At 69.4% G+C, this 24,183-nt stretch carries 21 protein-coding genes, 1 tRNA gene and 1 pseudogene; 8 read left to right on the plus strand and 15 right to left on the minus strand.

Translation table 11 applies throughout. From position 1 onward, the window contains the following. The first annotated feature begins 220 nt into the window (after positions 1 to 220). Positions 221 to 734, plus strand: a pseudogene (locus tag RIV12_RS10155) (VOC family protein). 247 nt (positions 735 to 981) lie between these two features. Here the strand turns inward: RIV12_RS10155 and RIV12_RS10160 are convergent. The 11 genes from RIV12_RS10160 to RIV12_RS10210 all read right to left on the minus strand — a co-directional run bounded on the left by RIV12_RS10160 (position 982) and on the right by RIV12_RS10210 (position 12,973). Next, a complete protein-coding gene (locus RIV12_RS10160) occupies positions 982 to 1,482 on the minus strand; it encodes an NUDIX hydrolase (protein ID WP_309323590.1) in 501 nt (166 codons plus the stop codon). A 240-nt stretch (positions 1,483 to 1,722) separates the two neighbouring features. Beyond that, entirely contained in the window at positions 1,723 to 3,822 is a 2,100-nt protein-coding gene (gene feoB / locus RIV12_RS10165; protein WP_309323592.1) for a ferrous iron transporter B, read from the minus strand. Then, a complete protein-coding gene (locus tag RIV12_RS10170; protein WP_309323594.1) occupies positions 3,819 to 4,196 on the minus strand; it encodes a FeoA family protein in 378 nt (125 codons plus the stop codon). The genes feoB (RIV12_RS10165) and RIV12_RS10170 overlap by 4 nt, the downstream gene beginning before the upstream one ends. A 248-nt stretch (positions 4,197 to 4,444) precedes the next feature. Then, positions 4,445 to 4,981, minus strand: coding sequence for a NifU family protein (locus RIV12_RS10175; protein ID WP_075417689.1), 537 nt, complete (start codon positions 4,979 to 4,981; stop codon positions 4,445 to 4,447). 85 nt (positions 4,982 to 5,066) lie between these two features. Then, complete coding sequence (feoB, locus tag RIV12_RS10180; RefSeq protein ID WP_309323596.1) at positions 5,067 to 7,196, minus strand: ferrous iron transporter B; 2,130 nt, start codon at positions 7,194 to 7,196, stop codon at positions 5,067 to 5,069. Next, positions 7,193 to 7,588, minus strand: a complete 396-nt coding sequence (locus RIV12_RS10185) for a FeoA family protein (protein ID WP_075417687.1) — start codon at positions 7,586 to 7,588, stop codon at positions 7,193 to 7,195. Before RIV12_RS10185 ends, feoB (RIV12_RS10180) begins: the two co-directional genes overlap by 4 nt. A 398-nt stretch (positions 7,589 to 7,986) precedes the next feature. Continuing rightward, positions 7,987 to 8,187 (minus strand): PspC domain-containing protein, encoded by a 201-nt coding sequence (locus tag RIV12_RS10190; protein ID WP_075417686.1) that lies wholly within the window; start codon positions 8,185 to 8,187, stop codon positions 7,987 to 7,989. A 327-nt stretch (positions 8,188 to 8,514) separates the two neighbouring features. Next, positions 8,515 to 9,270 carry a type 1 glutamine amidotransferase gene (locus tag RIV12_RS10195; protein WP_075417685.1) on the minus strand — a complete coding sequence of 252 codons (756 nt, stop codon included), beginning with the start codon at positions 9,268 to 9,270 and terminating at the stop codon, positions 8,515 to 8,517. Continuing rightward, positions 9,267 to 10,577, minus strand: a complete 1,311-nt coding sequence (locus tag RIV12_RS10200; protein ID WP_309323598.1) for a MurT ligase domain-containing protein — start codon at positions 10,575 to 10,577, stop codon at positions 9,267 to 9,269. The genes RIV12_RS10195 and RIV12_RS10200 overlap by 4 nt, the downstream gene beginning before the upstream one ends. 200 nt (positions 10,578 to 10,777) lie before the next feature. Further along, positions 10,778 to 12,394, minus strand: a complete 1,617-nt coding sequence (locus RIV12_RS10205; protein WP_309323600.1) for a bifunctional phosphatase PAP2/diacylglycerol kinase family protein — start codon at positions 12,392 to 12,394, stop codon at positions 10,778 to 10,780. A gap of 505 nt (positions 12,395 to 12,899) precedes the next feature. Further along, positions 12,900 to 12,973, minus strand: a tRNA-Pro gene (locus RIV12_RS10210). A 286-nt stretch (positions 12,974 to 13,259) separates the two neighbouring features. Here RIV12_RS10210 and RIV12_RS10215 point away from each other — a divergent pair. Further along, positions 13,260 to 13,808 carry an O-acetyl-ADP-ribose deacetylase gene (locus RIV12_RS10215; RefSeq protein WP_309323601.1) on the plus strand — a complete coding sequence of 183 codons (549 nt, stop codon included), beginning with the start codon at positions 13,260 to 13,262 and terminating at the stop codon, positions 13,806 to 13,808. A gap of 198 nt (positions 13,809 to 14,006) precedes the next feature. Next, the gene (locus RIV12_RS10220) at positions 14,007 to 14,909 is read left to right on the plus strand and encodes an SDR family oxidoreductase (protein WP_309323603.1); all 903 of its coding nucleotides are present in this window, start codon (positions 14,007 to 14,009) and stop codon (positions 14,907 to 14,909) included. 170 nt (positions 14,910 to 15,079) lie between these two features. Here the strand turns inward: RIV12_RS10220 and RIV12_RS10225 are convergent, their stop codons facing one another. Beyond that, entirely contained in the window at positions 15,080 to 16,066 is a 987-nt protein-coding gene (locus RIV12_RS10225; RefSeq protein ID WP_309323605.1) for a metallophosphoesterase, read from the minus strand. A gap of 51 nt (positions 16,067 to 16,117) precedes the next feature. Then, entirely contained in the window at positions 16,118 to 18,193 is a 2,076-nt protein-coding gene (locus RIV12_RS10230; RefSeq protein ID WP_309323607.1) for a transglycosylase domain-containing protein, read from the minus strand. A 519-nt stretch (positions 18,194 to 18,712) separates the two neighbouring features. Between RIV12_RS10230 and RIV12_RS10235 the strand changes: the two genes are divergently transcribed. Next, a complete protein-coding gene (locus RIV12_RS10235; RefSeq protein ID WP_075417743.1) occupies positions 18,713 to 19,048 on the plus strand; it encodes a WhiB family transcriptional regulator in 336 nt (111 codons plus the stop codon). A 57-nt stretch (positions 19,049 to 19,105) separates the two neighbouring features. Next, the gene (gene sp36, locus RIV12_RS10240) at positions 19,106 to 19,297 is read left to right on the plus strand and encodes a Sp36 family protein (protein ID WP_003787945.1); all 192 of its coding nucleotides are present in this window, start codon (positions 19,106 to 19,108) and stop codon (positions 19,295 to 19,297) included. 157 nt (positions 19,298 to 19,454) lie between these two features. Here sp36 and RIV12_RS10245 read toward each other — a convergent pair whose 3' ends face one another. Next, positions 19,455 to 20,132, minus strand: a complete 678-nt coding sequence (locus RIV12_RS10245) for a Crp/Fnr family transcriptional regulator (protein ID WP_003787943.1) — start codon at positions 20,130 to 20,132, stop codon at positions 19,455 to 19,457. Positions 20,133 to 20,336: 204 nt separating this feature from the next. On the opposite strand from RIV12_RS10245, the gene nth reads away from it, so the two are divergent. The 3 genes from nth (at position 20,337) to RIV12_RS10260 (ending at position 23,627) form a co-directional block, all read left to right on the plus strand. Beyond that, positions 20,337 to 21,161, plus strand: a complete 825-nt coding sequence (gene nth / locus RIV12_RS10250) for an endonuclease III (RefSeq protein ID WP_309323614.1) — start codon at positions 20,337 to 20,339, stop codon at positions 21,159 to 21,161. Between the two features lie 203 nt (positions 21,162 to 21,364). Continuing rightward, positions 21,365 to 22,204 (plus strand): ABC transporter ATP-binding protein, encoded by an 840-nt coding sequence (locus RIV12_RS10255; protein ID WP_309323609.1) that lies wholly within the window; start codon positions 21,365 to 21,367, stop codon positions 22,202 to 22,204. A gap of 34 nt (positions 22,205 to 22,238) precedes the next feature. Next, positions 22,239 to 23,627 (plus strand): ABC transporter permease, encoded by a 1,389-nt coding sequence (locus tag RIV12_RS10260; RefSeq protein ID WP_309323611.1) that lies wholly within the window; start codon positions 22,239 to 22,241, stop codon positions 23,625 to 23,627. Between the two features lie 119 nt (positions 23,628 to 23,746). Here the strand turns inward: RIV12_RS10260 and RIV12_RS10265 are convergent. After that, a partial coding sequence (locus RIV12_RS10265; RefSeq protein WP_309323612.1) for an alpha/beta fold hydrolase occupies positions 23,747 to 24,183 on the minus strand: 437 nt, incomplete at its 5' end.

Genomic DNA, 24,183 nt, shown 5'->3' on the forward strand with positions numbered 1-24,183 from the left:
CTGTTGTCGGTGACAAGGGCATTCGACGCCGTCGGGGACACTGTGCCTCCGACGGGTGCCATCGACGCGTACGGGGACGGAATTCCCGTTCCCGTACGCGCAGGATGTCCCCAGCCGGAAGAGACGGCACCCCGTCGCGCGGAATGTCCCCGGCCGCGGGGCCAACAGCAACGCGGATCACCTTGACCCTCACGTAGCGTGAGGGACGAGGCTGCCCCGCATGAGCACCTTCAACGCATTCGAGATGAGCCCTGTGCCCGCGCCTGGCGAGGACGCCCAACCGCCCGAGCCCTTCCGCGGCATCTACGGCATGCCGATGTTCGTCACCGTCCCGACGTCGGATCTGGATGCCTCGGTCGACTTCTGGACTGAGGCGCTGGGCTTCTTCACTCTGTTCAGTATTCCCGGCCAGCTGGTGCACCTGCGCCGCTGGGCCTTCCAGGACGTCCTCCTGGTGCCGACGCCGCAGGAGCCCTCCTCGGCCGCCGGCCCCTCGATGAGCGTCAGCCTCTCCTGCATCCTGTCCCAGATCGATGAGATTGCCAAGGCCTGCGAACAGCACCGGCCGGGCAGTGTCACCGGCCCACGCATCACCCCGTGGAACTCCTGCGAGGTCGAGGTCATCACCCCCCGAGGGCGTGCGCGTCGTCCTCACCGCCGCCAGGCTCCTCGACCCGAACGGCGAGCAGGCCGACGGCCTTCGGCGTATCGGCATCGAGGTTCCCGAGGCCTGACCGCTCCGGTCTCGCCCCTCCACGAGTGGTGCATCCACCACCAGGCCCCACCGACTGCCTCACCCCTCCTGCGGCCGGGGACATTCGACGCCGTCGGGGACACTTTGCCGCGGGTGGGGGCAGTCCGCGCGTGCGGGGACAGAATTCCTGTTCCCGTACGCGCAGGTTGTCCCCGGCCGGAAGAGACGGCACCCCGCCGCTCAGAATGTCCCCGTCGTTGTCCCCGTCCGGATGGCGTCGGCCGGCGTCAGGACGCCGGGTGGAAGCGCGCGCCCGACGTCGGATCGGCCAGCCAGGCCAGGGCCGCCTCGATGCGCCCGGGCGTCGAGCTCAGCAGCGGCTCGGGCAGTGCGTCCGGCGCGAACCAGCCCACCTGCGTGGACTCGTCGTCGGCCGCATGGGCGCGATCCGCGCTGCCGGGCCGCGCCCGCCCCACGAAGTTGATGTCCATGAACACGCAGTTGTCCCCGTTTGGGAAGGCGAAGGGCTCACCCGCGGTTACGCTCGTGAGCGCCAGCACCTCCACGTCGACGCCGGTCTCCTCCAGGCACTCGCGCCTGATCGCCACCGCAGGCTGCTCGCCGGGCTCGGGGATGCCGGAGACCACCGCCCACCGCCCGTTGTCGGCGCGCCGCCCCAGCAGGAGCCTGCCGGCCTCGTCGACGACGACGATGCTCACCCCTGGCAGCCACAGCATGTCGTGCCCGATCTTCTGCCGCAGGGAGACGATGAACTCCGGAGTCGCCATGCCGCGAGCCTAGACGATTGCTTGCCGCGGAGGTGAAGGCGGAGGCGAAGGCAAGAGACAGAGGTACAAGCAGCCGCCAGGTGCTGGCACTCACTCAACACTTCGACCGAATCTTCATAAACGACCCGGAGCCGCGTCGTTTATGAAGATTCGGTCGAAGTGTGTGGGGGTGAGTGGTGTGGGGGCGGGGTGCGTGAGTGTGCGCCGGGGTCGGTGGGAGTGTGCGCCCCCGGCGCCCGCCTACATGAGCATGGCGACGACGACCCTCGTGAGAGCCGCCATGACCCACGCCGTGACGAACATGTAGGTGTAGGCGATGATCGGCCACTTCCAGGTGCCGGTCTCGCGTCGCATCGCCGCAGCCGTGGCCATGCACTGCAGGGCATAGACGAAGAACACGAGGATCGCCGCAATCGTGGCCGGGTTGAACAGCTGGTCGCCGGCCTTGTTGGTGAGCGTGTCCTTCTGGTACGTCATCGTGGCCAGGTGGGCGCTGGGCTCCTCAGGGTCCTCGGCGGCAGCGATCTGCCCGAGGGTCGCCACGAAGGTCTCACGCGCCGCCAGCGATGACAGGATCGCCACGTTGATGCGCCACTCGAAGCCCAGCGGCTCGAACACCGGCTGAACCGTCTTGCCGACGGCGGCCGCCCAGGAGTTGTCCATCGTGTAGGAGGTCTTCTGAGCCTCCAGCAGCTTGCCGAGCTCCTCGGGGTCGGTGATGACCTCGCCGTCATCCCCCTTGACGGTCGACGACGCCGGGTCCTCCACCGCCGCGGACACGGCCGCGCACTCGGTGCTGGCGGAGCAGTGGGCGTTGAACTGCTCATCGGAGCGCATCGGCATATTGAGCAGCACCCACAGGATGAGCGTGGTCAGGGCGATGACGGTCCCAGCCTTCTTCACGAAGCCCTTGCAGGCGTCCCACACCATGATGAGGACCGTGCGCGGCCGCGGCAGCCGGTAGGGCGGCATCTCCATGTAGAAGGGCAGCAGCACCCCGCCACGGTCAGTGAGGCGCTTGACCACCCAGGCGGCCACCATCGCGGAGACCGCCCCCAGCAGGTAGAGGGCGAACATGACGGTGCCGCGCGCGTTCAGCGGCCCGATCTTCGCGTCGGCGGGCACCATGATGGAGGTGAGCAGGACGTAGACGGGCAACCGTGCCGAGCAGGTCATGAGCGGGGCGGCCAGCATCGTGGCCACCCGGTCCTTGGCGCTGGGCAGCGTGCGAGTGGCCATGATCCCGGGGATCGCGCAGGCGAAGGACGACAGCAGTGCCACGAAGGCCCGCCCCTCCAGTCCGGCCCGACTCATGATCCGGTCCATGAGGAAGGCGGCACGCGACATGTACCCCACGCCTTCGAGGAAGGCGATGATGAGGAACATGATGATGATCTGGGGCACGAAGGTGAGCACCGAGCCCACACCCCCGATGAGCCCGTCACCCAGGAGCCCGGCCAGCAGCGGGTGGGACTCGTCGAGCCAGCCGTGCACCAGCTCCCCCAGGGCACTGAACCCGCCCTCGACGGCGTCCTGGAAAGGTGCCGCCCAGGTGAAGATCGCCTGGAAGAAGATGTACATGATGGCGAAGAACACCAGGGACCCCAGGACGGGGTTGAGCAGGACCCGGTCAACGGCGGTCGTGATGCGGTCCTGCTGGGGCGCCTGGTAGTCGGCGGCCTCCAGGATGGAGTCGGCCCAGGAGGCCACCTCGGTGGGCTCCGTCGGCGCGGGCAGCGGTGGGCGCTGCCAGGCGGAGATCTCGGTGAGGCGCTCGCGCAGCTCGGGGATCCCGATGCCGCGGTTGCCGACCACCCGCACGGCGGGGATCCCCAGGGCCTGCCCGAGGGCCGCCACGTCCAGGCGCCCGGCGCGCCGCGTGAGCTCGTCGGTCATGGTGACCACCAGGCAGGTGGGCAGCTCCAGGGCGAGGGCCTCGGCGACGAAGTTCAGCCCGCGCCGTAGCGTCGTGGCGTCGACGACGACCACGAGGGCGTCGGGCACGGTGATGCTCTGTGAGGCGTCGGTGAGGACGTCACGCACCACCTGCTCGTCGGGACTGATCGGGTTCAGGGAGTAGGCGCCCGGCAGGTCCTCGATGGTCAGGCTGGTCTCGCCGATCCGGCAGGTCCCCAGCGACCGCGCCACGGTGACGCCGGGGTAGTTGCCGGTCTTGGCGTGCAGACCGGTCAGGGCGTTGTAGATGGAGGTCTTGCCGGCGTTGGGGGCGCCGGCCAGGGCGACCCTCAGGGCGCCGGACACCAGGGTCTTGGAGCTGGAGGACCCGCAGTGGCAGTCGGGGGCGCCGGGGACCTCGGAGGCTACGCAGTGGTCACTCATGGGCGCTGCTCCTCACGGTCGGTAGTGTCGGCCCACTGCCCGGTGAGGGGCTCGACGATGTCGGCCTCGGTGAGGACCTCGACGTGAACCATGCGGGCCTCGTGGCGGCGCAGGCACAGCTCGTAGTCGGCGACGCGGTAGACCACCGGGTCACCCAGCGGGGCGCGGCGCAGGGGCGTCACGGTCCGGCCGGGCACGAAGCCCAGGTTGCTCAGTCGCTTGGAGATGGGGTCCTCGGCCGTGTCCTCCTGCAGCCCGATGACCCGGGCGCTGGTCCCCAGACGCAGATCGGACAGGGACGTGTGGGTGGAAGGCGGGGTGCCGCCGGTGCCGGCCGGCGTCGTCGTGCCGTGGTGTGAGACTGCAGTCGCCATGTTGCCCTCGGAGCTCCTCGGATCCTTAAGTCTGTGCTCGGTCGTGATGCGGGCTCGCGCACCGACCATGACAGTCTAAGGTGAGGCTTAGTTATCGTCAGGTTTTTGGGGTGTCACCGACACAGATCAGGGGTGGGATGCCCACGCCGCACAACGCGCCGAGCCGGGCACTTCTCGCGCAGCCGGGCGGAAAAAGGTGGGGCTGCGCGACAATTACCCGGCTCGGTGACGGATTGCTCGGAGAAGGACTACTCGTCGACCCGGCGGACCTCGACCAGCCAGGGGCAACGGCGCCGCAGCAGGTGCTCGAAGCGCGCGTGCATCGTGATCTCCGCGGCCGGGCAGTGGTCGCAGGCGCCCTCCATGGCGATCTCGACGACGCCGTCGCGCACCGACTGCACCACGAGTGCGCCGCCGTGGCTGTTGACGAAGGTCCCCAGTGAGCCGCCGGCGATCTGTCGGGCGGCGGCCTCCAGGGCGTCGTCGGGGCCGGAGGCATGGGCGCTGGAGGCGCCCTTCCACGACTTCGGGGCGCCCAGGGCGTCTACCAGCGCGGATCGCACCCGGGCCCCCTCCGTGCGCCAGTCGTGGCCGGCCCCCAGGAGGGTGAGCACCCCACCGCCGTCGACCCTCACGGAGCGCAGGGTGCCGTCGTCCATGAGCTTCTGGAGAAGCGTCGGGGCCTGGGCGACCTCCCCGGTGAAGGGCAGCAGGCCGTCGGGAATGACCCACCGCAGCACGTCGGGGTCCGGCGTGGTTGTCGGGTGCGTGGGGACGACGGGCACTACTGCCTCACCTCTCCTGCTGTCCTGGGCGCCCCCGCCACCGACGGGGGCGCCGTGCTGGTCATTGGTCCGTGCTGCTCTCCACCTACATGAAGGCGGCCACGAGTGCGCGGCTGATTGCCGCCATGACCCAGGCCATGACGAACATGTAGGTGAAGGCGATGATCGGCCACTTCCAGGTGCCGGTCTCGCGGCGCATCGCACCGGCCGTGGCCATGCACTGCAGGGCGTAGACGAAGAACACGAGGACCGCGATGACGGTGGCCGGGTTGAACAACTGGTCGCCTGCCTTGTTGGTCAGGGTGTCCTTCTGGTAGGTCATCGTGGCCAGGTGGGCGCCGGGGTCCTCGGGGTCCTCGGCGGCGGCGATCTGCCCGAGGGTGGCCACGAAGGTCTCGCGCGCCGCCAGCGAGGACAGGGTGGCGACGTTGATGCGCCAGTCGAAGCCCAGCGGCTCGAAGACCGGCTGGACCACCTTGCCTCCCTTGGCCGCCCAGGAGTTGTCCATCGTGTAGGAGGTCTTCTGAGCCTCCAGCAGCTTGCCGAGCTCCTCGGGGTCGGTGATGACCTCGCCGTCATCCCCCTTGACGGTGGACGACTCCGGGTTCTCCACGGCCGCCGAGATGGCGGCGCACTGGGTGTCGGAGGCGCAGAAGGCCTCGAACTGGGCGTCCGAGCGCATGGGGACGTTGAGCAGCACCCACAGGATGACGGTGGTCAGGGTGATGATCGTGCCGGCCTTCTTCAGGAAGCCCTTGCAGGCGTCCCACACCATGATGAGGACCGTGCGCACGCGGGGCATGCGGTAGGGCGGCATCTCCATGTAGAAGGGCAGCAGGACGCTGCCGCGGTCGGTGAGCTGCTTGACCACCCAGGCGGCCGCCATCGCGGAGACCGCGCCCAGCAGGTAGAGGGCGAACATGACCACGCCGCGGGTTCCGAAGGGGCCGACCTTGGCGTTGCCGTCGACCGTCAAGGAGATCATGATGACGTAGACGGGCAGGCGGGCCGAGCAGGTCATGAGTGGTGCGGCCAGCATCGTGGCCACCCGGTCCTTCGTGGACGGCAGCGTGCGGGTGGCCATGATCCCGGGGATCGCGCAGGCCAGTGAGGACAGCAGCGCCACGAAGGCCCGTCCCTCCAGCCCGGCGATACTCATGACCTTGTCCATGAGGAAGGCGGCTCGGGACATGTACCCCACGCCCTCCAGGACGGCGATGATGAGGAACATGATGATGATCTGGGGGATGAAGGTGAGCACCGAGCCCACACCCCCGATGATTCCGTCTCCCAGGAGCCCGGCGATGAGCGGGTGGGACTCGTCGAGCCAGCTGTGCACCAGCCCGCCCAGATACCCGAAGCCGCCCTCGACGGCGTCCTGGAAGGGCGCCGCCCAGGTGAAGATCGCCTGGAAGAAGAGGAACATGATCGTGAAGAACACGATGGTGCCGGGGACGGGCCGCAGCAGGACCTTGTCGACCGCGGAGGTGATCTGGTCGCTCTGGGGCGCCTGGTAGTCCGCGGCGGCCAGCACCGAGTCGGCCCAGGAGGTGATCTCGTCGGGGTCGGTGGGCGGCGGCAGCGGGGTGCGCTGCCAGTTCTCGACCTGGGCCAGCTGGGCGCGCAGGTCGGGCATGCCGACGCCGCGGTGACCGATGACTCGCACGGCGGGGATGCCCAGGGCGTGTCCGAGGGCCGCGACGTTGAGTCGGCCCGTGCGGCGGCTGAGCTCGTCGGTCATGGTGACCACCAGGCAGGTGGGCAGCTCCAGGGCGAGGGCCTCGGCGATGAAGTTCATGCCGCGCTGCAGCGTCGTGGCGTCGACGACGATGACCAGGGCATCCGGGGCACTGACCGTGGTCGAGGTCCCGGTGAGGACGTCGTGGACGATCTGCTCGTCGGGGCTGATCGGGTCCAGGGAGTAAGCGCCCGGCAGGTCCTCGATGGTCAGGGTCTTACCACCGACCTTGCAGGTACCCAGCGATCGCTGGACGGTGACGCCGGGGTAGTTGCCGGTCTTGGCGTGCAGGCCGGTCAGGGCGTTGTAGATGGAGGTCTTGCCGGCATTGGGGGCACCCGCCAGGGCGACGCGCGGGGCGCCGGTCACCAGGGTCTTGGAGCTTCCCGAGCCGCAGTGACAGTCGGCGCCGTCGTAGGGCTGCTCGCAACTCTGCGAATGCCCGGGGGCGTGCTGCGTAGTGTCGTGGGTGCTCACAGAGTCTCTCCCGTGTTCGGTGCTGCGGGGTCATCGGCCGCGTGCCGTCCGGCCGGCCTGGGTTGGAGGATGATGCGGTTCTCGGCCTCCACTGCGGTGACCTGGATGAGTCGGGCCTCCTGGCGACGCAGGCACAGCTCGTAGTCGGAGACGCGGTAGACCACTGGATCCCCCATGGGGGCGCGGCGCAGCGGCGTGGCGATCCGACCGGGGACGAAGCCCAGGTTGCGCAGGCGCTTGACGAGGACCCCGCCGACGCCGTCGTCAAGCAGGCCGGTGATGCGCCCGCTGGTGCCGGGGCTCAGGTCCGACAGTGCGAAGGTGGCGGCGCCTGGTTCGGGAAGGTAGGCGGTGCCGTCGGGGGCGCGGTGTCGTGGAACAGCAAAATCCATGGTGTCCTCGGGTCGACATTGAAGGAGGCTTCGTCGATGTGAGTCTAAGGCAATGCTTCTCTATCCCGCAGCAGGTCAGGAGGCGTTCTGCTTCAGCGTAGTGCGTCTATCCGGAGGCGTGGCGGGGAAGGGGTTCGATTCCTTGGTGAAGCCTGAGAGCGGGGGCCTGCGCGTGTTCCGGGCAAGAGATGACAACGGTGTCGATCCGTAAAAATATAGTGAGATCACTTCCTACTTCCGCAAGGTTCTTCTCGCGGAAGTAGGAAGTGGGTGGTTGGCAATATGTCGGGATGGTTGTTCGGGGATGTTTCTACCTGAGGCCGGGAACTGCTTCCCCGCATTATGCGACCCTCAAGGGCTGTGAGGGCGCTAAGGCTGTCTGGCGAGGTGGTGGTGGGTTAGCGGGCGGAGGGGGCGGGCATGTTCTGGGCGCCCAGGTAGTAGACGTAGCCGAGCGGCACGACGAAGAGGAAGAAGGCGATGCGAACCACCCAGGCGTTGACGTTCCATTTGTTGGCGAGGCCTCCGCAGACGCCGAGCCAGATCTTGTCGGCGGAACGGGCGGGCCAATCGAAACCGGAAGAATTCTGTGCTGTCATGGCAGATATTCTGCAATGCCCGACGCACTGATGTCACGCCGTGGTCTCGGCCGGAATAAATCAGTGTCCAACAGCGGGTGACCGGATGGTGAATATATCTAATATGAGACTTCAATGCCTTTTAGGGGCATGGTGTTGGTCGGTTTCCTTCCGGTTCCATGGGACGAACCTTGGAAAATACTTGGTATCCAATAAGAGTGACATGAATCTCTTCACTCTTCTCGTCTATTAGATCCGAAATGAGTTGTGAAAATAAGGGGGTGTGACGACGGACCTGTGTGATGGAAGGGCGCGCCGCCCTCTGCCGGCCCCGCCTCGGTGCCGAGGTCAGCGGGGCCGGGACATGGCCACGGCGCGGGCGCGCTCGGCCCATGCGTCGTCGAGCGGCTCGGGCTCCCAGGCGGCGCCGGCGTGCTCGGCGGCGCGGGCCAGCAGCCAGTCGGCCACGGTCGGGTTCTTGGGCAGCAGGGAACCGTGCAGGTAGGTGCCGATGACGTGGTGGACGCGGCCGCCCTCGGTGGAGTCCTTGCCGTTGTTGCCGTCGCCCATGCGCACGGTGCCGAAGGGACGCGCGCCCGGCCCCAAGGTGGTCAGGCCGGAGTGGTTCTCGTAGCCGACCACCGCGCCGAAGTCCTCGGTATCCAGGGTGATGTTGCCGATGAGGCGGGTGTCGCCGGCCACCGTGTGGGCGTCCATGAGGCTGATGCCGGGGATCTCCTGGCCCTTGGCGGTGGTGAAGCCGTGCCCGAAGAGCTGGTAGAGGCCGCAGATCGCCAGCATCGGGACGCCGTCGCCCGCCCACGCCTTGAGGGTGGGGCCGACCTTGACCAGATCCTCCTTGATGCGGTCCTGACCGGAGTCCTGGCCGCCGCCGCCCACGAGGATGTCGATGTCGCCTGGCAGCTCGTCGCCCGGGTCGTAGGAGAGGAGCTCGACGTCGTAGCCCTGCCACTGGGCGCGCCGCGCCAGCACGAGCGTATTGCCCCAGTCGCCGTAGATGTTCATGTCCCGCGGGTAGAGCTGGAGCAGGCGCAGGCTGCCACGGGCGGGGCCGTCGGTGGTGTGCTCGTAACGCGCGGTCATGACATGACCTCCTCAACGTCCGTCATCTCGCCCAGGATCGAGCGCAGGGCCAGCATCGCGGTGTAGGTGGTGAAGATTCGCATGGGGCGGTCGGTGTCGGCGGCAGCCCTGCGCATGAGGGCCACGGCCCGGCGCAGGTCGGGTTCGACGTCGGCGACATCGACGTCGTCGTAGTGCAGCCGCAGCGCCATGTCCCAGGCCCGCACCCCGGTGACGACGGTGACCCCGCCGGCGCGCAGGGCCGAGAAGTCGACGTCCCACAGCCAGGACATGTCCCGGCCGTCGGCGTACTCGTCGTTGATGGCCACGACCACGACCTCGCCGTCCTGCGCCTGGGAGGCCGCCGAGAGCAGCCCCATGCGGAAGCCGGCCGGGTTCTTGACCAGGGAGAGCTGGACGGGGCGGCCGTCCAGGGTGAGGACCTCGCCGCGGCCGAAGGCGGCCTGCACGGAGCCCAGGGTGGTGAGCAGCCCGGGCAGGTCGGCGTCCTCGCCCAGCACCTCCAGGACCACCCCGAGGGCGGCGCAGGCATTGAGCAGGTTGTGGACGCCCGGGATGGCGAAGTCGACCTCGTGGGAGGTCCCGTCGACGCTCACGGTGGCGCGCTGGCCGTTAATGGCCTCCAGGGTGACGCGTGGGCCGGGGGCCTGGCCGTCCTCCCGGGGGCTCACCAGGCCGGTGCGCAGGTCGTCGTCGGACAGGAACAGGGAGCGCAGGTCCTCGCCGGCGCCGAAGGAGACGACGCGGGCGGTGACGTCCTCGAGGAAGGCGGGGGCGGCCAGGCGCGGGTCGTCGCCGTTGAGGACGACGACGTCGCTGGTGGCCTTGGCGATGGAGTGCAGGAGGGAGGCGGTGTAGTCGATCTCGCCGAAGCGGTCGAGCTGGTCGCGCATGACGTTGAGCAGGAGGCAGGCGCGCGGGCGGACCCGGGCCACGAAGTGCACGGCGTGCGCCTCGTCGAGCTCGAGGACCGCGATGTCGGCGTCCAGGTTGCCTGCGGCGTCGACCTCGGTGAGCAGGGAGGCGAGCACGCCGCGCACGAAGTTCGAGCCGGTCCGGTTGGTGAAGACCTTGAGGCCCTGCTCGCGCAGGAGCTGGACGACCATCTTGGTGGTCGTGGTCTTGCCGTTGGTGCCCGAGACCACGATGACGCCGCGGGGCAGGCGGCTGAGGGTGCGCTCCAGGAAACCGGGGTCGGTGCGCTCCATGACCAGGCCGGGGAAGGCGGTGCCGCCGCTGCCGCCGCCGCGCATGCGGGCGGCCAGGCGCGCTGTGCGGCCGAGGGCGACCGTAAGACGAGAACGCATGGAACTCCTGCTGGCTAAAGAGAGGGTCGCACCGACGATGCGATCGGGGCGCGGGTACCCATATGGGTGACGTTGTTGCCCATTTGGGCAACAACTGGGCGTCAGTCTAGGGCAGCGGGGGCGGTCACGGATGCGTCACGATGCTCACGTGAGAGGTATGGGTCGTGGGGTGGGACAGGGGGCTCGTCGGGGGTGGTGGCTCACTGGGGGACGACGACGTGCAGGGCGCCGTCCTCGACCTCGGCGTGCAGGGTGCGGGTGGAGCCGGCCGTGTCGCCGTCGAGCTCGAAGGGGACGGGGCGGTCGGCCTCGATGAGGACCTTCCGGGCGCGGGTGAGGGTGAAGCCCTCCATCTCCTGGCCGGTGAGGATCTGCGCCCCCAGGCGGGCCCAGTCCACGACCTTGCCGGGGCTGGCCAGGAGCAGGTCGACCAGGCCGTCGGAGGGGGTGGCTCGCGGGAAGAGCGTCATACCGCCGGTGATGGTGCCGACGTTGCCCATGAGGGCCATCACCATCTGGCGACGCACCGGGGGCTCGTCGTCGAGCGTGATGGTGGCGGTGAAGGGGTCGGGGACCGCGTTCTGCACGGCGGCCACCGCGTAGGCGCCCGAGCGGATGACCTTCTTCAGGCCCGAGTCGGTGGACTCCATGATCTGGGCGTCCAGGCCCATGCCGGCCATGACGACGAAACGCTCCTGGCCGTCGTCGAAGGTGCAGGTGACCATGTCGATGGCCTTGAGGTGGCCGCGCAGAGCCAGGCGGATGGCGGCGTCGGTGTCCAAGGGGATGGAGAGGTTGCGGGCCAGCAGGTTGCCGGTGCCGGCGGGGATGAGGGCCATGGGCATCTCGGTGCCGGCCAGCTGGGAGGAGACGGCGCGCACGGTGCCGTCCCCGCCGGCCACCATGACCAGGTCGACGCCGGCCTCCAGGGCGCGATCGGCCATGGAGCGGCCGGGGTCGTCGGGGGTGGTCTCCAGCCAGACGGTGGGCAGCCAGCCGGCGGCACGCACCTCGGCGGCGACCCGACGGCGCAGGAGTGAGAGGTCGTCGAACTTGGTGGGGTTGTAGATGACGGCGGCGCGCTTCTCGCTGCTGGCGCGCGAGAGGCGACGGTTGACCCAGCTGGTGAGGATTGCGTCGATGCCGCCGACCCACAGGGCCAGGTTCGCGAAGGCGGCGCCCAGGAGGAAGCCGCCGATGAGGTCGCTGAGTGAGGCCAGGCCCATGTACCACTGTCCGACGGCGGTCACGGCGACGGCCGCGTAGCCCAGGACGGTGCCGGCTGCGACCATGGTGCTGCGATGGTGGGCGCGCGCGAGGGTCACCAGGACCCAGGAGGCCAGGGTCATCGCTGTGATGTGCGCATTGGGGTAGGAGTAGGTGAAGGCGGCGATGGAGTCGGAGAAGGCGGAGCCCGGGTCGGGGTGAGCCAGGTACAGGGCGATGAGGAACTGGGTGGGGATGCCGGCGGCGGCGATGGCCAGCGAGACGCTCAGGCGGCGCATGCGGGCCGTGTAGGCGTAGATGACCCAGGTCGCGATGAGCCCGAGGATGAGGGCGGGGTGGGTGAAGGTGGCGAAGGCCTCGGCGAGCTGTCCGGCGACTGACCTGGGCTGGGTGTCGGGGGTCGGCAGGAGGGCGTCGATGGCCGGAGGGTGCTGCTTGGTGTGTGGGGCGAGAGGGCCCGGGGCGCTCAGGTAGGTCCAGACGATGAAGGCCAGGGCGAAGCCGATGCACAGGAGCGCCTCGACGTACTTCAGACGCCGTGGGGCTCGAGGAGAGGGAGAGGCGGCGGAGTCGCGTGGGGACTTGTTCACGCTCGCTCGTCCTTTCCTCCGGCTGGGTGACCGGGAGCCAGCCTAACCGGTGCGCCTGTGGGTGGCATATGTCCCGGCTGTGGGGCGGGCCGGCGGGGCGGGCCGGGACCGGCCGGTCCCGCCGGCGGTGCAGGGGAGTGGCCGTACGGGGTGAGAGACCGGGTGGGATGAGAGGGGCACCGTGCCCGGAGACCGCTATCGGGTCCTGTCTGCTCCTGTGAGTGGACAGGACCCGCGTCACGGACGCGTCCATGACGCGGGGGAGCGACGGTCGGGCGCCTGAGGTCTACGGGATGACGGTCATGACACGGCAGAAGGCCCACGAGCGAACTCGTGGGCCTTCTCATCGTCGGGGTATTCGGCCTGGCGGCCTCCTACCCCCTCCTCTTCGAAGACCTCATGAGCAAGTTCATGGGTCTTCTCATCGTCGGGGTATTCGGCCTGACGGCCTCCTACCCCTTCCTCCTCGGACGTCTCACGAGCAAGCTCGCGGACGTCCTCGTCGTCGGGGTGGCGGGATTTGAACCCACGACCTCTTCGTCCCGAACGAAGCGCGCTACCAAACTGCGCCACACCCCGTGTGCAGCAGGCGACAGCATAGCCTCCACCCACCGCAGGGAGGAAATCAGAGCCACTGAGTCCTCCGTCACGTCGGTGTTCGCTCCCTGTCGGAACCCGGTTGGCCCGAGGTGCCCACCGTGACAGGGTGCTGACGACCGGTCCTCCTACTGACTCACCCCGGAGGGCCCTCACCAGTCCAGGACCCGTCATCCTCGGGTCCATGGGTCCACCCGAAGAGACGCGCGGGTCGAGCGGGGCTTGAGAAGGCGCCCGCAGAGCCACCCGCTGCAGACAAGGAGCCCCTATGCGCATTGAGGCCGTCGTCGGCGACATCACCACCGAGAAGGTCGACGCCATCGTCAACGCCGCCAACAGCACCCTCCTAGGCGGAGGGGGAGTCGACGGCGCCATTCACCGCGCCGCCGGCCCCCGCCTGCTTGACGCCTGCCAGAAGGTGCGCGACACCGAGCTGCCCGACGGCCTGCCGGTCGGCCGCGCCGTGGCCACCCCCGGCTTCGACCTGCCCGCCACCTGGGTCATCCACACCGTGGGCCCCAACCGTCACGCCGGAGAGGACGATCCCGCCCTGCTGCGCGCCTGCTTCGACAACTCCCTGGAGCTCGCCATCCAGCTCGGCTGCACCGACATCGCCCTGCCGGCCGTCTCCGCCGGCGTCTACGGCTGGCCGATCGCCAAGGTCGCCGAGATCGCCGTGGCCCGGGCCCGCGCCGTCGAACAGCGCTCCCACACCGATCCCGACGCCGTCGGCCGCCTTGACCTCATCCGCTTCGTCCTGTCCTCGCAGACCAACCACGAGGCCTTCGCCCGCGAGCTCGCGCACGTCGAGGACTGACGCGGCCCCCACCAGCCTCCTCTCGCTCCCTCGCCCCTCGAACCGGCGGGGGCAATCGACGCCGTCGGGGACATTTCATCGCGGCCGGGGACGTCTCGCGCGTGCGGGGACAGGAAGACGGTCCCCGCACGCGCAGAATGCCCCCGGCGGAAAGAAAACGCCCCCGTACGCGCGGAAGGCCCCTCTACGCTTGCCGGTATGACCACTGATGCTCACTGCGGACACCCCACCGCCGCTCCTGCCCGCCCCGGCGGACGCGATCCCCTGCCTTTGGCGGGGCGCACCGTCCTGGTCACGGGGGTCAGCCGCCGCGTCGGCATCGGCCACGCCATCGCCTGCCGCGCCGCCGACTACGGGGCGAGCGTCGTCGCCCACCACTACCGCCCGCACGACGCCTCCCAGCCCTGGGGCGCTGACGACATCGACGCCGTCATGACCTCCATCCGCACCCACCTGGTCGGCTCGGCCCGGCTCGTCGACATCCCCGTCGACCTGGCCGCCCCCGGGGAGCCGGTCCGCGTCGTCGAGCAGGCCGCAGCCGCCGCCGGCCACCTCGACGCCCTCGTGTGCAACCAGGCCATGAGCAGCCCCGACGGTCCGCTCAGCGAGATGACCGAGGCCGTCCTGGACGCCCACTGGGCCGTCGACGCCCGCGCCTCCATCCTCCTGGCGCAGGCCTTCGCCGCCCAGAAGGGTTTCGCCTCGCCCGCTCCCGCCCGCTCCGGAGGTCTGGGCAGTCGATCGGTCGACAACCACCGCGGCGCCATCGTCTTCCTCACTTCGGGCCAGGGCCTGGGCCCTCTGCCCGGGGAGATCGCCTATGCCGCCGCCAAGGCCGCCATCGCCGGCCTCACCCCGACGATCTCCGAGGAGCTCATTGACGCCGGCATCACCGTCAACACGGTCAACCCCGGCCCCGTCGACACCGGCTACGTCACCGACGCGGACCGCGAGGCGATCGCCGCCATGTTCCCCCAGGGGCGTTGGGGCGAGCCCGACGACGCCGCGCGCCTCATCACCTGGCTGCTCACCGATGAGGCCCGCTGGATCACCGGGCAGGTCATCAACTCCGAGGGCGGCTTCGCTCGCTGGCGTCACTGACTGCCACACCCAGGCCCCCTGAGTGCCCAGGCCCCACAAATCGACCAAAACTTCATAGAAGACACGGCTCCGCGTCATTTATGAAGATTCTGTCGAAGTGTTGGTGGGGGAAGCGCGGGCTGAGGTGCCGGGGGCGTGCTGGACGATGTGCTGGGGCGGTGCGCCGCCCCTCAGGCCGGCAGCAGCCGCAGCAGCGTGGCCTCGGGCCGGCAGGCCAGGCGCACGGGCGTGTAGGGGCTTGTGCCCAGCCCGGCGGAGACGTGCAGGTACATGTGGTCGGCGGCCCGCGGGTCCCCGAGACGGCCCGGCCACTGCGACAGGCCCGAGGCGCGCCCCCGGTCCAGGTCGCAGTTGGTCACCAGTGCCCCTACCCCGGGCACGCACAGCTGCCCGCCGTGGGTGTGTCCGGCCAGGACCAGGTCGACGTCGTCGGCCGACATCGCCTCCAGGACCCGCCGGTAGGGGGCGTGGGTGAGCCCCAGTCGCAGAGCCCGGCCCTCGTGGTCGCGGATCGCCGGCAGGGAAGTGGCCGACTCCACTGAGTCGGCGGCCTCGGGGACGGGGAGGACGTCACGGTTGGCGTGCGGGTCGTCGACGCCGACCAGCTCGATGCGCCGCCCGCGCACGGTCAGTGAGCCGCGCCGGTTGGTCAGGTCCACCCAGCCGCCGGCGGCCTGCAGGTCGCGGATCTCCTCCCAGGGCAGGGCCTCAATGTCCTCGTCGCGCACGCGGCTGGAGGCCTTGCGCGGGTCCCGGTGCAGGTAGCGCGTCGGCAGGCGGAAGACGGTGGAGCGGTAGTCGTGGTCGCCCATGACGAAGGCCCCGGGCAGACCCGTCAGCGGTTCGAGCGCCCGCCGCAGCGGCTCCAGCCCGGATTCCAGGGAGAGGTTGTCGCCGGTGTTGACGACGACGTCGGGCTGCAGCTGCGCCAGCTGCCGCACCCAGGCGACCCGCGCCTCGGTGTGACCCGTCAGGTGAAGGTCGGCCAGGTGCAGCACCGTGAGGGGCTCCTCGTCGGCGGCGAGCACCGGCACGTCGATGCGCCGCAGTACGGGGCACCTGGCCTCGATGAGGCTGTAGGCCAGCGTGGCCGCCCCCAGGGCGGCGGTGGCGCCGATGACGGACAGGGCGGCGCGGCCGACAGGGCAGGGCGTCATGGGGAGTCGGGTCCTCTTCTGTGCAGTTGTCATTCTCGCGGGGAGCGGCGCTCACCCGTGGGAGGGAATGGGCAGGACAGGGTCGTTCGCCACGGCCTGGGACATGTAGTCGCGCCACATCGGCACGGCCAGGTCACTGCCGTAAATCTTCGGGAAGTACACTCCTCCGATCGTCCTGCCTACAAGGCTCCTGCCGCTCTCCGTGGCGTCACCGATCCAGACCGCGGTGGACAGCTGCGGGGTGAATCCCACGAACCAGGTGTTCTCGGCCTCGTCCGTGGTTCCGGTCTTGCCCGCGATCGGTCGGCCGAAGACGGCGTCCTTAGCGGTACCTCCTGGTTCGGATGTGGCCCGGAGCGTTCTTGCTGTCTCGTCTGCGGCACCCTGGTCCATGGCCTGGGTGCAGTCGGCGCCGGGCACGGCCATGGAGGTCCCGCTGGCGTCCAGGATCTGGTCGATGGCGATGGGTTTGCAGTACTTGCCGCCGGAGGCGAAGGTTGCATAGGCATTGGCCATGCTGATCGGTGGTACGGGTGTGCCTCCCAAGGCGATGGAGGGGTCAGGATCCAGTGGGCTCCCGTCCGCTTTGGTGATGCCTATGGAGGCGGCGAGCTTCGTGACCTCACAGACATCGAGGTCCCTGAGCATCTCGGTGAAGCCCGCATTGATGGACTGCTTCGTGGCTTCTCTGACGGTCATGACGCCGGCGTTGGTCCCGGCGACGTTGTTGACGGGCCAGGAACCGGCCGCGCGCGCGGGATCACAGGAAACTGTGAACGTATTGGGCGAGTAGTTCTTCGGTGCGGACGCGTTCACCATTTGACCGGCTGTGTGGCCAGTCTTGAGCCATTCGGCCAGGACGATTGCCTTGAACGTCGAACCGGGCTGGAAGCCGACGTTTCCGTCGGGGAGCTCGATTCCACCGTGCTTGGCGTCCGCTGCGAAGACGAGCTGGGAATCCTCATAGTTGGTGTTCTGAGCCAGAGCCTGGATTCTTCCTGTGCCGGGCTCGATCGACACGATGGTGGAATTGGCTCCGTCGGAGTCCCCGATCGGAGTTCTGGCCTGAATGACGGAATCGGCGGCACTCTGGCGCGCGCGGTCCAGGGTGGTGGTGATCTTCAGGCCGCCGCGCGTCAGGAGCTGACGGCGTGCGGAGACATTAGGCCCGAAGTTCTCCGAGCCGAGGATCTCGTTGACCACATAGGTGCAGAAGTAGGCGTAGCTGCCCGCAGCCCCACAACCTGCAGGCGAGTCCCGAACATTGAGCTTGATCTCGGAGTTGACGGCCTCATCGTACTGCTGCTTGGTGATGAACTTCTCCTCCAGCATCTTGGAGAGCACCCAGTTCCTGCGGCTCTTGGCCAGCTCCGGATGGGTGACGGGATCGTAGGCGCTGGGGGCGTTCGTGGCACCGGCCATGAGAGCGGCCTCGGCCACTGTCAGGTCCTTGGCCGACTTACTGAAGTAGTGCTGGGCGGAGGCCTCGACCCCGTAGGTGGAGGGGCTGAAGGCCGCGATGTTGAGGTAGCCCTCGAGGATCTGCTGCTTGGAGTACTTCTGCTCCAGGCTGAGGGCGAACTTCATCTCCCGCAGCTTGCGGGCCACGGTGCTCTCGGTGGCGTCGCGGATGATCTTGTGGTCATCGTTCTTCAGGCCGGTCTCGATGAGCGTGTTGCGCACGTACTGCTGAGTCAGGGTCGAGGCACCCTGACGCGAGCCGCCGGCGTTGTTGGACACCAGGGCTCGCACCATGCCGGTGGGGTCGACGCCCTGGTGCTGGTAGAAGCGCTGGTCCTCCACGGCCACGATGGCGTTCTGCATGTTGACCGAGATCGAGTTCAGGGGCACCACGATGCGGTTCTCCGCGTAGAACTTGGTGATCTCGGAGCCGTCGGACGCCAGGAGGGTGGAGATCTGGCTGGGCTGCTGGACGTTGAAGTCACTGGGGAGCTCCTCGAAGAGCTCTGCGGATGCCTTGGTCAGCGCTGCCGTGACACCCACGAAGGGAGTGGCGAAGCCTGCGGACAGGACCCCGCCGACGCACGAGAGAGTCAGGAAGACCACGAGCATCGAGACGACCTGGGGTGGTGTCAGTGAGCGCCCGCGCGCAGAGGATTTCGCCATGGCGCCAGCCTACGTGGAATCGCTTGGAGGATGCAGTGGCGTAGACCCTCTTCGCGCTGGGAAGACCCTAGGAGGTCAGCCCCAATGCCTTCTGGTTGGTGGGGAGGCGAGGTGATTCGACGGCGTTGACGGTCGCAGGGAACGGGACGGTGCGGCCACATAGCGAGACAGTGTCGCCATACAGGTAATTCCTAAGAAATATTCAGGTGAGGGTCACGGTGATATCACGATCCATGCTGGGAGGCTGCGGTTCGGGTGCACCCTTCCGGCCGTGAGAACTGGAATCCTCGGCCGTGTGAAAGGCGAGGGGGTGATGGGGGACCGATGCCCGGCAATTGGCTCGCTATCAGAGAACTCTCCTTGAACGCGCTGGTCCGCGGCGCGCTGTCGGGGATCTGCGGCGGTCGGATTGCCCAGGTCACGGGGGGAGGATTTGGTGTGCGGTGCCCGGTTGCCATACGGTAACGACTGTGACGTGACCGACAACGGCGTCGGCCGTTGAATGAATCGGGAGTGAGCATGATTCAAGACGACCAGACCTGGGCGGCCAGAGCGGCCTGCGCCGCCGTTGAGCCTGACCAGCTCTTCGGCAAGGGGGCTGAGCAGCGCGACGCGAGATCACTGTGCTTCGCATGTCCGGTTCGTATGGAGTGCCTGGCCGAGGCCCTCAACTCCGAGTCCAGCTTCGGCGTGTGGGGTGGCCTGACCGAGCGGGAGAGGCGGGCGCTGCTGCGACGCTTCCCCGAGGTCGACGACTGGGGCCTGTGGCTCGAGCGCGAGGACGACGAGCTCGTCGCCGAGATTCACGCCCGTCGCGCCCCTCGTATCCTGGCCCGGGTGCGCTGCGCCTCCTGAGGCCGCCCCCGTGTTCCTGACTTCCGGCGCCTCGCGGCGGGCTCTAGGCTGAGGCCCATGACTGCATCTTCTGAGCCTGTATCCGCCGCGCCGACCACCTGGGAGTACGTCACCGTCCCCCTCATCACTCACGCCACCAAGCAGATCCTCGATCAGTGGGGCGCTGACGGCTGGGAGCTCGTCCAGGTCGTGCCCGGCCCGTCCGGCACGGACAACCTCATCGCCTACCTCAAGCGCCCACGCTCCTGACGAGCCGTTCGGCGACCCCACCAAGCATGACGCCGCGCCCGCGGTCCGGTATCTCCCGGCCGCAGGCGCGGCGTCATATGCGTCGTTGATGCGGGTGCCAGCGCCCGGCGGCTCATCCGGTGCGCTGTGCTGAGGGCTCGCGACCCGAGACGGGACCTCAGCGGGCGCGACGGCGCAGGCGGTCGACGTCGAGCAGCGTGACGGCCCGGCCCTCCAGGCGGATCCAGCCGCGGGAGACGAACTCGGCCAGCGACTTGTTGACCGTCTCGCGCGAGGCGCCCACCAGCTGGGCGAGCTCCTCCTGCGTGAGGTCGTGGGGGACGTGGACGCCGTCGTCGGTGGGCGATCCGAAGCGGTCGGCCAGGTCCAGCAGGGCCTTGGCCACGCGGCCGGGCACGTCGGAGAAGACGAGGTCCGCCAGCGCGGTGTTCGTGCGGCGCAGGCGCTGGGCCAGGGCGCGCAGCATGTCCTTGGCCAGCTGCGGGTGGGACTCCACGAAGGTCATGAGCTGGTTGTGGTCCAGCGTCAGGAGCTCGGTGGGGGCCACGGCGGTGGCGGTGGTGGAGCGCGGGCCCGGGTCGAACAGGGTCAGCTCGCCGACGATCTCGCCGGGGCCGAGCACCGCGAGCAGGTTCTCGCGGCCGTCGGCGCTGGCGTGGCCGAGCTTCACCTTCCCGGAGAGGAGAATGTAGAGGCGGTCGCCTGAGTCGCCCTCGTTGAAGAGGGTCTCGCCACGGCGCAGAGTCGTCTGCGTCATCATGGCGCGCAGTTCCTCCTGCTCCTCCGGGCTCAGGCCCTCGAAGAGCGGGATCCTGGAGATAATGCTGTCTTCCACGGAGATCCTCCTGGTGGTTAGGGGGCTGGCATCCCGCATGCGGGAGCCCTCGGGTCTATCCTGCCACGGCTTGTGACCTGTGGCACGCCGTCGAGCATTGTAGCCTCCGTGTGTTGCAGGTCAAAGAGAGGTGAGCAAAATCGGGTGCGTCGTGTGACACGGTCCCATCGGTGAGGTTGCGGGTCGGCGGTGGGATCGACTGCAATGGCGGTCTGCGGAGGAAGACCCGCTCTGAGGCGGGCCGAGGCTCGGAGGAGTGCCCCGGTGGTGCTGGTGGCGCCGCCGGCGAGATCGCGGAGAGAGGACACAGTGCGCAGGGCAGTGAGCAGTGAGGCCGGGACGGCGGCTGAGGCGGCCCCCGAGGTCCCAGAGGTCCCTGAGGTGTCGGCGGTGGCGGATCCGGGCCGGCGCGCGGGCGCCGTCGACGACGAGCTCATGGCCCTCTACCCCGACGCCGCCTGCGCCCTCGATCACGACGGCCCCTTTCAGCTGCTCGTGGCCACCGTCCTGTCGGCCCAGACCACTGACGCACGCGTTAACACGGTCACCCCCGAGCTCTTCGGGCGCTACCCCGACGCCGCCGCCCTGGGAGTGGCCCGGCGCGAGGACCTCGAGGCGATCCTGCGGCCCCTGGGCTTCCAGCGCGCCAAGGCCGGGCACCTGCTCGGCATCGGGCAGGTGCTCACCGAGCGCTTCGAGGGGCGGGTGCCGCGTAGCCGCGAGGAGCTCGTCTCCTTGCCGGGAGTGGGGCGCAAGACCGCCAACGTCGTGCTCGGTAACGCCTTCGGGCAGCCCGCCATCACCGTGGACACCCACGTGGGGAGGCTCTCGCGCCGCCTGGGGTGGACGACGTCGAAGGACCCGCTGCGTGTGGAGAAGGACATTGCGGCCCTGTGGGAGCCGTGGCGCTGGACCGACGGCTGCCACCGGCTCATCGAGCACGGGCGGCGGGTGTGCTCGGCCCGCTCTCCCCGCTGCGGCGAGTGCGTGCTGCTCGAGGCCGGCCTGTGCCCCCAGGTGGGTGTCTGAGGGCGGAGCCCGCGGAGCCGACGCCGAGCCGGGCGGATGCCGTGTCGCCCCACCGCGGTTCTGTAGGGCTAGGCGAAGAAGGCCCGGCTCGAGGATGCCAGACGTCGGGCGGAGGCGGCCCGGGCCGGTGTCGGGCTAGCCCCACCCCGCTTCCGCCAGATGGCCGGATGGGATGAGAGGGGCGACGCCGTCAGGCTGGAGGCATGACTGCTCACCCGCCCCTGGCCCCCTCCGATCCGACCGCCGCCTCCGCCACATCCCAGCCATCGACCACGCCGCCTCCCGGGCCGGACTCGTCGTCGCCCGTCGCCATCCGGCTGCGCGGCCTCACCCGTGTCTACGAGGTCCCCGGACGCCAGGACGCCCGCGTCACCGCCCTGGACCACGTCGACGCCGACCTGCCCGAGGGCAGCTTCACCGCCGTCGTGGGAGCCTCCGGATCGGGCAAGTCGACGCTGCTGCACTGCGTGGCCGGCCTCGATGAGCCCACCAGCGGACAGGTGACCATGCTCGGCGCCCTCACCTCCGGGATGCGGGCCGCCGAGCGGGCCCGGTTTCGCGCCCGCCACGTCGGCTTCGTCTTCCAGGAGTACAACCTCATTGCCTCCCTGAGCGCCGCCGACAATGTCTCCATGCCCTCGCGCCTGGCCGGGCGTCCCCTGAGCGGCGCCCAGACCCGGGAGGCCCTCGACGCCGTTGGGCTCGCTCACCGCGCCGGCCTCAAGCCCCACCAGCTCTCCGGTGGGGAGCGCCAGCGCGTGGCCATCGCCCGTGTCATGGCCAGCCGGCCCCGGATCGTCTTCGCCGACGAGCCCACCGGCGCCCTCGACCTGGACTCCGCCGCCCTCGTCCTGGACTGGCTGCGCCGGCTCACCGAGCAGGGCACCACCGTGGTCATGGTGACCCACGACGTCGAGGCCGCCGCCAGAGCTGACGCGGTCGCCGTCATGAGTCAGGGGCACCTGGTGCAGTGGACCGGCTGCCGTGACGCCCGCCAGATCGCTGAGCTCGTCCACTCGGCGCGAGCCACGCGCGCCGCCTGACCGGAACAGGATCAGGAGAGGATCGGAGAAGATCATGGTCACACTCATCTGGAACGACCTGCGCCACCACGCCCGCCAGTGGCTGTGGTCGCTGCTCGTCGCCACGGTCGGCGGCGCCATCATCGGCGTCATCATCACCGCCTGGTACAGCGCCCTGAGCTGGGCCCACGCCCAGGGCTCGGCTGAGCTCATCAACGCCGCCCACATCATCGGCTCCAGCCTTGTCTCCTACGCGGGGCTGGCCACCGCCGTCATCCTGTCCACGACGCTGGGCCTGACCGTCTCGGCCCAGCAGCGCTCCCACGCGCTGTGGAAGGTCCTGGGCATCCCCGGCAGCCGCATCCGCCGCATCATCCTGGCGCAGGTCGGGGTGATCGGGCTGCTCGGAGGCGTCATGGGAGCGGTGGCCAGCCTGCCGCTGGTTCGCGTCTACCTGCTCACCTGGCGGGAGTTCGACGTGTTTCCTCAGAATCTACCCATCATCATGCCGGGCTTCGGGGTGCCGTTGACCATCGCCGTGACGATGCTGTTCTGCGTCCTGGGCGCGATGGGGCCGGCCCGGCGGGCGGCGTCGGTCCCCGAGATGCAGGCGCTGCGGGAGGCCACGGCTCCGCAGACCCGGACCCGGTGGTGGCAGTGGGTGGTCGTCGACATCATGCTCCTGGGGCTGGTCATGACCCCCTTCGAGAGCTCTCTACCCATGAGTGATGCGGAGAGGGCGGAGATGGCCACGTCCGGTATGAACCTCAACGACCCGGGGGATCGCGCGATGGCCGGCGCCTCCATGGGGCTCCTCGCCGCGATCGCCGCCCTGAGCGTGCCGAACTGGACGCTGCGGCCACTGCTGACCTGGTGGACCGCCCTCATCCCGGGCCGTAGCCCCGCCTGGTTCGCCGCCCGCGCCAACGCCCGCCACCGCGCCTCCCTGTCGATGACGACGATCGTCCCCTTCGCCATTGCCGTGGCCCTGACCGGCACCGTCTACGCCGCCGTCGGGGCCGGCCAGGCCACCGGCGCGCAGGGCTCGGTCAGCGGGTTCCTCTCTGTCGGGGTTCCAACCTTCTTCATTTCCGGCGTCGGCGGGATCGCCAACATCGCCATGGTGGGGCGGGCCCGGCGCCAGGAGGGGGCGCTGCTGGGGGTCATCGGGGCGCGCACCTGCACGGTTCTGGCCTCCACGGCGTTGGAGGGTGTCATCTACGCCGTCACCGGCATCCTCTTCGGGCTGGTGGCCACCGCCTTCAGCGCCGTCTACGCCGCGCTGTACTCCGGGGGCGGGATGGCGGTCCTGGTCGCCTCGGTCCCGGTGGGGCTGCTGGCCCTCGTCAGCGGGATCTCGCTGGCGCTCGCGGTGGCAACCACCTGGCTGCCCGCCCAGCTCGACCGGCGCTCCCTCATGGACAACCTGCGCCAGCCGGTGTGAGCCGGGGTGAGGCGGCGCCGGGCGCTCCTGCCCAGCCGTACCGCAGCCGAGCCGGGCTTTTCTCGCGCAGCCCTACCGTTACTCCGTAGGGCTGCGCGAGACGTGCCCGGCTCGAGGTGTCAGGCAGAAGTGGGCGGGGCGACGTCGGCCAGGAAGGGCAGCAGCGCCCGGACGAACCCCGCAGGGGTCTCCTCCTGGGGGAAGTGGCCGGAGCGATGGATCGTCACCTGGCGCAGGTCGCCTGCCACGTGGTGGGTGTCGCGCGCATAGGCCTGGGCGGGCTGGACCGGGTCGAGCTCGCCCTGCACCGACAGAACGGGCACCGTCACCGGCTTGTCCAGAGCCGCCGTCTCCGCCCGGGACAGCACGAGGTTGCGCAACGGTTCCAGGGCGCTGTGGGCGGCACCGGGCCGGGACAGGAGCTCGGCGTAGTAGAGGGCCTCCTCGGCCACCGCCTCGCGCGTGTGCGGCCCGGCCCAGGAGCGCAGCAGGCCCTCCAGGGCACTGCGGCTGCGCAGGCGGCGCTCGGCCAGGCCCGGGATCCGCAGGCTCGCGT

Origin of the sequence: Actinomyces stomatis (assembly GCF_031292835.1) — a bacterium.
GTDB classification, from domain to species: domain Bacteria; phylum Actinomycetota; class Actinomycetes; order Actinomycetales; family Actinomycetaceae; genus Actinomyces; species Actinomyces stomatis.